This window comes from Micrococcus sp. LASM2_SD2, assembly GCF_057364565.1.
In genome coordinates this window covers 1-8,906 of record NZ_JBNFOB010000080.1, presented here as the reverse complement: position 1 = coordinate 8,906, position 8,906 = coordinate 1, and the positions used below count along the sequence as shown (strand labels likewise).

Genomic DNA, 8,906 nt, shown 5'->3' with positions numbered 1-8,906 from the left:
CGCGCGACCTGCCGGGGAGGTGCTCGACGCCCATCACCGCGGCGAAGGCCGACCCCCAGCTGCCGGCCCCGAGGACGGCGACGGTGCGCGGATCGCTCATGCCCCGGTCACCCGCGCTCCGGTCGTGGGGTCCCAGCGGCCCTCCGGGGCCGGTTCTCCGCGCAGCTCGGCGACCAGGTCGGTGATCGCGGCCATCATGCGGTCGGTGCCCTCGCGCAGGGTGGCCGCCGTCACGGGGCGGTCCCGCAGGTCCGCGAGGTCGACGGGCGCGCCGACGCGGATCCGGGCGGTCTTACGCGGGAGGACACGGAGGGAGCGGCCGCCGTAGGGCAGCAGCTCCTGGATGCCCCACTGACCGATGGGGATGAGCGGGGCGCCGGTCTGCAGGGCGAGGCGTACGGCGCCGTTGCGCGCCGCCATCGGCCAGCCGTCGGGGTCGCGGGTGACCGTGCCCTCCGGGTACACGATGATCGCCCGGCCCGTGGCGACAGCCTCGCGGGCGGCGGCGAGCGAGCGGCCGCCGTCGCGGGTGCGCTCGACCGGGATCATGCGGGTGGCCTCGAGGACCTGCTTGAGCACGGGCGCCTTCCAGAGCTCGGCCTTGGCGAGGAAGGTCGGCAGCAGGCCCTGGTTGTAGACCATGTGGGCCACGGAGAGCGGGTCCACCTCCGAGATGTGGTTGACGGCGAGGATCGCGCCGGTCTCGGGCAGGTGCTCGGTCCCCTCCCACACCTGGCGGACGAGGGCCCGCATCGCCGGTCGCACGATCGCCCCCGGGATCACGTAGGCGGCCCGCGCGGCACGCGTCGGACGACCCCCCGCGGCAGCAGGGCTCTGCGCGTCCACGCCGCTCACCGGTCGCGTTCGGTCAGCTCGACGTCGGCGCCGAGACCCAGGAGCTTGTCCATGAAGTGCTCGTAGCCGCGGTTGATGATCTCGAGGCCGGTGGCATTCGAGGTGCCCTCCGCGGCGAGGGCCGCGATCAGATGGGAGAACCCTCCTCGCAGGTCGGGGATGTCGAAGGTCGCGCCGTGCAGCGGCGTCGGGCCCGAGATCACGCAGGAGTGCAGGAAGTTGCGCTGCCCGAAGCGGCAGGGCACGGAGCCGAGGCACTCGCGGTGCAGCTGGATGGAGGCGCCCATCCGGACCAGGGCGTCGGTGAAGCCAAAGCGGTTCTCGTACACGGTCTCGTGGACGATCGACACGCCGGTCGCCTGGGTCAGGGCGACGACGAGCGGCTGTTGCCAGTCCGTCATGAACCCGGGGTGCACGTCGGTCTCGAGCACCAGCGGGTTCAGCTCCCCGCCGGTGTGCCAGAACCGGATGCCCTCGTCCGTGACGTCGAACTCGCCGCCGATCTTGCGGTAGGTGTTGAGGAACGCGGTGAGATCGCGCTGGGCGGCGTTGCGGACGAAGATGTCCCCGCCCGTGGCCAGGGCAGCCGAGGCCCAGGACGCCGCCTCGTTGCGATCGGGGAGGGCGACGTGGTTGTAGCCCCTCAGGGTGGTGACGCCCTCGATGCGGATCGTGCGGTCGGTCTGCACCGTGATGATCGCGCCCATCTTCTGCAGGACGGCGATCAGGTCGTGGATTTCCGGCTCGACCGCGGCGCCCTTCAGCTCGGTGATGCCCTCGGCCTTCACTGCGGTGAGGAGGACCTGCTCGGTCGCGCCGACCGACGGGTACGGCAGCTCGAGCTTGGCGCCGTGCAACCCCTTCGGCGCGGAGATGGAGATGCCGCCCGGACGCTTGTCCACCACGGCGCCGAAGTTCCGCAGGACCTCCAGGTGGTAGTCGATCGGGCGGTCGCCGATCTTGCAGCCGCCGAGGTCCGGGATGAAGGCCTCGCCGATGGCGTGCATGAGCGGGCCGCAGAAGAGGATCGGGATGCGCGAGTCGCCGGCGTGGGCGTCGATCTCGGCGGACTGGGCCTGCTTGACCCCAGCCGGGTCCATGGCGATCGAGCCGATCTCCTTGTTCCAGTCGACCGTGACGCCGTGGAGCTCGAGGAGCGAGCTGACGACGTCCACATCCTTGATCTCCGGGATGTCGCGGAGCACGGACGGGGTGTTGCCCAGCAGGGCGGCGACCATCGCCTTCGGCACGAGGTTCTTGGCGCCGCGGACCTTGACCTCTCCGGTCAGGGGCTTGCCGCCCTGGATCGTGAGCAACTTGGCCATGGTGATGATGGTCCTCCCTCGCCGACTGGGTGCACGGCATCGGTTCACGTCCCGCCGACGAGGCGACGGGGACTGGTCTCGGCCGACCGGGACGTGGGGCGCCCGGGTCGGGAATCGCTCTCCAGCATAGGCGGTACCCCGCGTCCCGACACAGATCCGCCACACTCGGGGGCGGAGTCCGCTGAGCGTGAATCGCCCCGGTCGGCGCCTCGCCGTGTGCGGAGGGGCCGGGCTGCCGCCGTGGTCGGGGTCTGCGGCCAGGGGGCCTCCCGCGGTCGGCCGAGGCGGCCCCGAACGGCGCGGTCAGGCCGACGCGGTCCGGGCGGGCAGCGTCGTCGGCTTGAAGGCCGGCCGTCCGTCCTCGTAGGCCGCGATGGCCTCCTCCTCGCCGAGGGTGACGGCGATGTCGTCCAACCCCTCGAGCAGCCGATGACGGGTCTCGTCGTCCAGCTGGAAGGAGGTGGTGAAGGGGCCGCAGGTGACGGTGCGCGAGACGAGGTCCACGGTCACCGAGGCGCCCGGCTGGTTCTCCAGCTCCTTCCAGATGCGCTCGATGTCCGATGCTTCCACCTGGGCGGCGACCAGGCCCTGCTTGGCCGCGTTGCCGCGGAAGATGTCCGCGAAGCGGGGCGAGAGGACGGCTCGGAAGCCGTAGTCCTTGAGTGCCCAGACGGCGTGCTCGCGGGACGACCCGGTGCCGAAGTCCGATCCCGCCACGAGCACGGTGCCCGCCGAGTACGGCTCGGTGTTGAGGATGAACTCCGGGTCCTGGCGCCAGCCGGCGAACAGGGCGTCGTCGAAACCCGTGCGGGTGATCCGCTTCAGGTAGACGGCCGGGATGATCTGGTCGGTGTCCACGTTGGACGCCCGCAGCGGGACGCCGATTCCGGTGTGGGTGGTGAACTTGTCCATGGCTCAGGCCTCCTGGGTCACGCGGTCGGCGCCGTCGAGGGCGGGAAGGTCGGACGGGCTCGCGAGGCGGCCCAGCACGGCGGTGGCCGCGGCGACCACCGGGGAGACCAGGTGCGTGCGGCCGCCCTTGCCCTGGCGGCCCTCGAAGTTGCGGTTCGAGGTGGAGGCGCAGCGCTCCCCCGGCTCCAGCTGGTCCGGGTTCATGCCCAGGCACATGGAGCAGCCGGCGAAGCGCCATTCGGCGCCGAAGTCCTCGAAGATCCGGTCCAGGCCCTCGTCCATGGCCTGCAGGCGCACGCGGGCCGATCCCGGGACCACCATGACGCGCAGCCCCTCGGCCTTGCGACGGCCCTCCACCACGGAGGCGAAGGCACGCAGGTCCTCGATCCGCGAGTTCGTGCACGACCCCATGAACACGGTGTCCACGGCGATGTCCTTCATGGGGGTGCCCGCCGTCAGGTCCATGTACTGCAGGGCCTTCGCGGCGGCGGCCTGCTCGTCCGGGTCGGAGAAGGACTCGGGGGCGGGCACGGCGTCGTTCAGGCTGACGCCCTGACCGGGATTGGTGCCCCAGGTCACGAACGGCTCGAGGGTGTCCGCGTCGATCACGACCTCGGCGTCGAACTCCGCGCCCTCGTCCGTGCGCAGGGTGCGCCAGTGCTCGACCGCGGCCTCCCAGTCGGCACCCTCGGGTGCGTGGGGGCGGCCCTTGATGTACTCGAACGTGGTCTCGTCCGGCGCGACCATGCCTGCGCGGGCACCGGCCTCGATCGACATGTTGCAGATGGTCATCCGACCCTCCATGGACAGGGCCCGGATGGCCTCTCCGCGGTACTCGAGCACGTAGCCCTGTCCGCCGCCGGTGCCGATCTTCGCGATCACCGCCAGGATGATGTCCTTCGCGGTGACGCCCGCACGGAGGGTGCCGTCGACCGTGACGGACATGGTCTTGAAGGGCTTGAGCGGCAGGGTCTGCGTGGCCAGCACGTGCTCGACCTCGGAGGTGCCGATGCCGAACGCCAGGGCCCCGAACGCGCCGTGCGTGGAGGTGTGGGAGTCGCCGCAGACGACGGTCATCCCCGGTTGGGTCAGGCCCAGCTGCGGGCCGACCACATGGACGATGCCCTGTTCGCGGTCACCGAGGGAGTGCAGGCGGATGCCGAACTCCTCGGCGTTGGACCGCAGGGTCTCGATCTGGGTCCGGGACGTGGGGTCCTCGATCGGCCGGTCGATGTCGAGCGTCGGCGTGTTGTGGTCCTCGGTCGCGATCGTGAGGTCCGGGCGGCGGACGGGGCGGCCGGCCAGGCGCAGGCCCTCGAAGGCCTGGGGGCTGGTGACCTCATGGAGCAGGTGGAGGTCGATGTAGAGCAGGTCGCGGCCGCGCGACGCCCCCTCTCCCTCTCCGCGGACGACGACGTGCTCGTCCCAGACCTTCTCCGCCAGCGTGCGCGGGCGGGAGGCCTCGTGTGTGCCGGTCATACGGCGCTCCTTCGTCAGATGGGGTGGGGTCGGCCGATCGGGCCGTCCCGAGGGGCACTGGAGCGGGCCAGGGGTGGCGGCCCGCCGATGGGCCCACTGTTCCGCTGGGGGCAGGCACGTGTCGACATCCGATCCGTCCTGTTCCGCCATGCGGACAGGGCACCGGACAGGCATCCTCGCCCCTCACGCCATAAACGACCGATTGTGCCGCCCCGGTTGCTGGGGGTCAGACCGGCCGCCGGGCGATGACGGTAAAGGTGTGCCAGTGCTTGATGCCGTCGAAGGAGCGCCCCTCTTCGTTGCGTTCGTTCAATTCGATCACCTCCAATGCGTCGAGGAGTCGTTCCACCTCTTGCAGAGTGAGGTAGGTGCCTTGGTCTGAGGCCCAGGTGTCCTCGCAGCCGAAGAGATCGACCGCCAAGATGCCGCCGGGCAGCAGGGCCTGCTTGAGTCGTTCCCACACCGGTGCGAAGTGTGCGCGGGGGATGAAGGGCAGGGAAGCGTTGGCCAGAATCAAGTCGGCGAGGGGGAGGGGATCCCACTCTTCGATGAGGCCTGTCCGGTGTTCGAGGACGCCGAGGGAGGTGAGCTCGTGCATCCGCTCTTCGACGGAGGCATCGACGTCGATGGTGTGAACCGTGAGGCCTTCCTGGAGAAGGCGCCGCGCTTCGATGCCGGCGCCGCTGCCCAGTTCGACAGCACGTAGGCCTGACAGGTTCTGGTGGGTGGCGCGCAGTGCTGTGAGTGCCCGCTCGGTGAGAGGGCGCACGGCTGACGTGCCCGCTCGGGCGGCGTTGTAGGAATTCCAATCGCTGGAGCTTGTGGGGGTGGCAATCATGAGGGCAGTGTCCCCCATGGTGGCCGCAGGAAGAGAGAGGTGAGAACGAGGGTTGACTCGCAATGGCGTCCCTGTGGCGAGTCTTGTGGCGGTGGTCCGGTCCGTCACAAACGACCGTCGTATTGCGGCTCTGTGACGGCGAATCATGGCTTCCGCATCGTGAGATGTCTATCCTCACATCATGAACACCACCTCCTCCCTGTCTCCGCGTCCCGCCGCCACCGCGCAGACGGACCTGATGGGCCACCGCGAGCCCAGCGGCGTGGGCGTCGTGGACAAGTCCGCGGCGATCCTCGACGCACTCGAGTCCGGCCCGGCCACACTGGCCCAGCTCGTGACCACCACGGGCATCGCCCGCCCCACCCTGCACCGCCTGGCCGCGGCCCTGACCCACCACCGCCTGGTGGGCAAGGACCTGCACGGCCGCTACGTGCTGGGTTCGCGCCTCACCGAGCTGGCCTCCGCCGCCGGCGAGGACCGCCTGACCACCGCCGCCGGCCCGGTCCTGCTCTGGCTGCGCGACGCCACGGGCGAGAGCTCCCAGGTCTTCCGGCGCCAGGCCGACGCGCGCGTGTGCGTGGCCTCCGCCGAACGCCCGGTCGGCCTGCGCGACACCATCCCCGTGGGGACCCGCATGTCCATGAAGGCCGGTTCGGCCGCCCAGGTGCTGCTCGCCTGGGAGGACCACGAGCGTCTCGTGGAGGGCCTGGCCGGCGCGGTCTTCACCCCGACCGTCCTCGCTGCCGTCCGCCGGCGCGGCTGGGCGCAGTCCCTGGCCGAACGCGAGCCGGGAGTCGCGTCGGTCTCGGCGCCCGTCCGCGGCCCATCCGGCCGGGTCATCGCGGCGGTGTCCATCTCCGGCCCCCTGGAGCGTCTCACCCGTCAGCCGGGCCGTGTGCACGCAGACGCCGTGGTGGCCGCGGCCACCCGGCTCACCGAGCTCATCCGCGCCGGCGAGGCCTGAGCCGGCCGCCGGCGCAGCGCCGCCGGTTCAGCGCTTCCGGCCCTCCACGAGGGGCACCAGTGTCTTCTCGAGGTAGGGGACGAGCGTCTCGGCGAACGAGGCCGCCATGTGACCGTTCGTGTCCCGGTAGACAACGGTGTTGCCGATCTCCGACCGACACAGGCCCGCGTCGCAGAGCACCGGGGTGAGGTCCACGGCGGCGGCATGGTCGACCTCCTCTGCGGCCGCCAGGAGGGTGTCCCCCGTGGCCAGCGCCTGCTCCCGCGGCGTGCCGCAGTCGTCCTCGGCGGGAGAGAAGCCGACGCGGCCGAGGCATTCCAGCGCCTCCTGGGACACCGCGGGCACATCCGACACGGCGATGACCGGACGCTCAGGCGTCGAGACGTCGTCCCAGGCGGCGACCGTGCGTTCCAGACGCTCGTCGAAGTCGTGGACCCGCTCCGAACGGTTGCCCGAGACGATGACCGCGTCCACGGCCCCCTCCCGGGTGATGTCGGCCACGGCCTCCTCCAGCGCGTCCCCGCAGACCGAGGGACCTCGCTTCTCGTACCAGGTGCATCCGAGGCCGGTGTAGACCCGGAGCCGCCAGCCGTGTTCGCGGGCGAGTGGAGACAGCGCGGGCAGCAGCGAGGCCGCGTGGCTGTCCCCCACCAGCGCGACGGTGCGCTCGCCTTCGGCATCCCCGAGGATGCAGTCCGGGAAGTGCTCCTGCCCCCTCGGCTTCCAGCATGTGAACGCCCCGCCCACGTCGTCGGCGTAGACGTCGATCCCGGGGACCAGGTCCTCCCCCAGGACCGCATCGCACGCGGCCTCGCGTCCCACGGCACCGGCGCCCAGGCACTCCCGGGTCTCGGCTGTCGTCGGGACGGCGGCGACCGGACCGGCCGCGGCACGCTCGGCGCGCTGGTCGGCGACGACCGCCGATGCCACGAACACGGCCAGGAGCGCGGCGACCGCACCCGTGGTGGCCAGGCGCCGGAGGCCGCCTGACCGTCCTGCGGTCAGGGGGAACCACTCGGCTCTCCGCAGCGGGTTCTCCACGAGGTGGAAGCTGGCCACGGACAGTGCCGTGGCCACCCCGACCGCGGCCAGCCAGAACACCGGGGTGCCCGGCTCCATGAAGGCCGGCAGCAGGACGATCACGGGCCAGTGCCACAGGTAGAGCGAGTAGGAGATGTCTCCGATGTACCCCACGGGTCGGTTGTCCAGGACGCGCGGCGCGCGGACGCCGCCGCCCGTGCCGGCCGCGATCACGAGACAGACGCCCGCCACCGGCAGCACGGCCCACGGCCAGGGGAATCCGCCGCGGGCCTCGTCCACGAGCAGCACGGAGGCGAGCAGGAGGCCGAGCCCTCCCCAGGCGAGGACGGGGCGCAGCCGGTCCGGGATGCGCTCCAGCAGCGGCGTGGCCACCGCCAGGAGCGCACCGGCACCGAGCTCCCAGGCACGGGAGAGCGTGGAGAAGTAGGCCCAGGTCGGCTCGGCGACGGTCTCATGAGCCGCCCATGCCACGGAGGCCAGTGCCAGCACGCCCATCGCGACGGCCAGGGCGGTCCGCCGACGCGCGTCGGAGAGGCCCCCGTCCCCGGAACGCCGCGTGAGCAGCAGGAGCAGGCCCAGCATCAGCCACGGCCAGACGAAGTAGAACTGCTCCTCCACGCCGAGCGACCAGAAGTGCTGCAGGGGCGAGGGGAGGGTGCCGTCGTTGAAGTAGTCCGTGCCGGAGACGGCGAACCGCCAGTTGGCCGAGAACAGCATCGCCCAGGCGCCGTCGACGACGATGTCCCGGGCCCGGTTGGCCGGGAGCAGCAGGGCGCTGGCCGCCAGCGTCGCGCAGATCACCAGGATCGAGGCCGGCAGGATGCGCTTGATGCGGCGCCGGTAGAACCCGCGGAAGGAGATCGTGCCCGTCCGCTGGTGCTCGCGGATCAGCAGCCCGGTGATGAGGAATCCGGAGATGACGAGGAACATGTCCACGCCGGTGAACCCGCCGACGGGCCATCCCAGCAGGTGGTCGGCGAAGACGGCCAGCACTGCGACGGCACGCAGCCCCTGGATGTCGCCGCGCAGCCCTGAGGCGGGGCGCGGTGCGCTTGCCCGGCCTTCGGCAGGCAGGGCGGAGGGGGTCGTCGTCATGGCCGGGGACTCCTCGAACTGGGGCAGGATGAAGCAATGCTAGACCCAGTCGTCAGGCGAAGTGGTCCCAGCCCCGTTCTGTGGACGTGGCATCGGGCGCATCCTGTGCCGGGGCCACGACGCCGCCGGGAACGACCTGTCCGATGGTCCGGAATCCCTCCGGTCGCCCGGCCCCCGGACGGAGGACCCCCACCAGGCCGTAGTCCTCTCCCCCGTGGAGCACCCAGTCCTGCGGCGCGACGTCCAGGAGCAGGCCGAGCCGGCGCAGGGGCGCCGACGCCTCGGCCAGCCAGCCGGGATCCACGTGTGCCTGCATCCCGTTCGCGGTCGCCAGCCGTCCGGCATCCCGGAGGAGCCCGTCGGAGACGTCCATGGCGCAGGCCAGCGCGGGCGGCCG

7 protein-coding genes and 1 pseudogene are annotated in these 8,906 nt (G+C 71.6%); 1 reads left to right on the top strand and 7 read right to left on the bottom strand.

What is annotated here, in order from left to right; genetic code table 11:
* Positions 1 to 96: 96 nt before the first annotated feature.
* From AC2W7A_RS06045 to AC2W7A_RS06025, 5 genes are all read right to left on the bottom strand, one after another.
* Positions 97 to 846: a lysophospholipid acyltransferase family protein gene (locus tag AC2W7A_RS06045; RefSeq protein ID WP_485990559.1), complete on the bottom strand. Its 750-nt coding sequence runs from the start codon at positions 844 to 846 to the stop codon at positions 97 to 99.
* A 5-nt stretch (positions 847 to 851) separates the two neighbouring features.
* Positions 852 to 2,180, bottom strand: coding sequence for a UDP-N-acetylglucosamine 1-carboxyvinyltransferase (gene murA, locus AC2W7A_RS06040; RefSeq protein WP_485990558.1), 1,329 nt, complete (start codon positions 2,178 to 2,180; stop codon positions 852 to 854).
* A 303-nt stretch (positions 2,181 to 2,483) separates the two neighbouring features.
* A complete protein-coding gene (gene leuD / locus AC2W7A_RS06035) occupies positions 2,484 to 3,092 on the bottom strand; it encodes a 3-isopropylmalate dehydratase small subunit (RefSeq protein WP_485990557.1) in 609 nt (202 codons plus the stop codon).
* Between the two features lie 3 nt (positions 3,093 to 3,095).
* Positions 3,096 to 4,571 (bottom strand): 3-isopropylmalate dehydratase large subunit, encoded by a 1,476-nt coding sequence (gene leuC / locus AC2W7A_RS06030; RefSeq protein ID WP_485990556.1) that lies wholly within the window; start codon positions 4,569 to 4,571, stop codon positions 3,096 to 3,098.
* Between the two features lie 226 nt (positions 4,572 to 4,797).
* On the bottom strand, positions 4,798 to 5,409 hold the full coding sequence (locus tag AC2W7A_RS06025) for a class I SAM-dependent methyltransferase (protein WP_485990554.1): 612 nt from the start codon (positions 5,407 to 5,409) through the stop codon (positions 4,798 to 4,800).
* Between the two features lie 238 nt (positions 5,410 to 5,647).
* Between AC2W7A_RS06025 and AC2W7A_RS06020 the strand changes: the two genes are divergently transcribed.
* Positions 5,648 to 6,373 (top strand): IclR family transcriptional regulator, encoded by a 726-nt coding sequence (locus tag AC2W7A_RS06020; protein WP_485990560.1) that lies wholly within the window; start codon positions 5,648 to 5,650, stop codon positions 6,371 to 6,373.
* 27 nt (positions 6,374 to 6,400) lie between these two features.
* Here AC2W7A_RS06020 and AC2W7A_RS06015 read toward each other — a convergent pair whose 3' ends face one another.
* Both AC2W7A_RS06015 and AC2W7A_RS06010 read right to left on the bottom strand, forming a co-directional pair.
* The gene (locus AC2W7A_RS06015) at positions 6,401 to 8,509 is read right to left on the bottom strand and encodes an acyltransferase family protein (protein WP_485990553.1); all 2,109 of its coding nucleotides are present in this window, start codon (positions 8,507 to 8,509) and stop codon (positions 6,401 to 6,403) included.
* A 52-nt stretch (positions 8,510 to 8,561) separates the two neighbouring features.
* Positions 8,562 to 8,906, bottom strand: a pseudogene (locus AC2W7A_RS06010) (thiamine-phosphate kinase); the annotation flags it as partial.

Coding starts and splice junctions, on each gene's coding strand:
- AC2W7A_RS06015 (WP_485990553.1), bottom strand. CDS start 8,509: ATGACGACGACCCCCTCCGCCCTGCCTGCCGAAGGCCGGGCAAGCGCA.
- leuD (WP_485990557.1), bottom strand. CDS start 3,092: ATGGACAAGTTCACCACCCACACCGGAATCGGCGTCCCGCTGCGGGCG.
- AC2W7A_RS06025 (WP_485990554.1), bottom strand. CDS start 5,409: ATGATTGCCACCCCCACAAGCTCCAGCGATTGGAATTCCTACAACGCC.
- murA (WP_485990558.1), bottom strand. CDS start 2,180: ATGGCCAAGTTGCTCACGATCCAGGGCGGCAAGCCCCTGACCGGAGAG.
- AC2W7A_RS06020 (WP_485990560.1), top strand. CDS start 5,648: ATGGGCCACCGCGAGCCCAGCGGCGTGGGCGTCGTGGACAAGTCCGCG.
- leuC (WP_485990556.1), bottom strand. CDS start 4,571: ATGACCGGCACACACGAGGCCTCCCGCCCGCGCACGCTGGCGGAGAAG.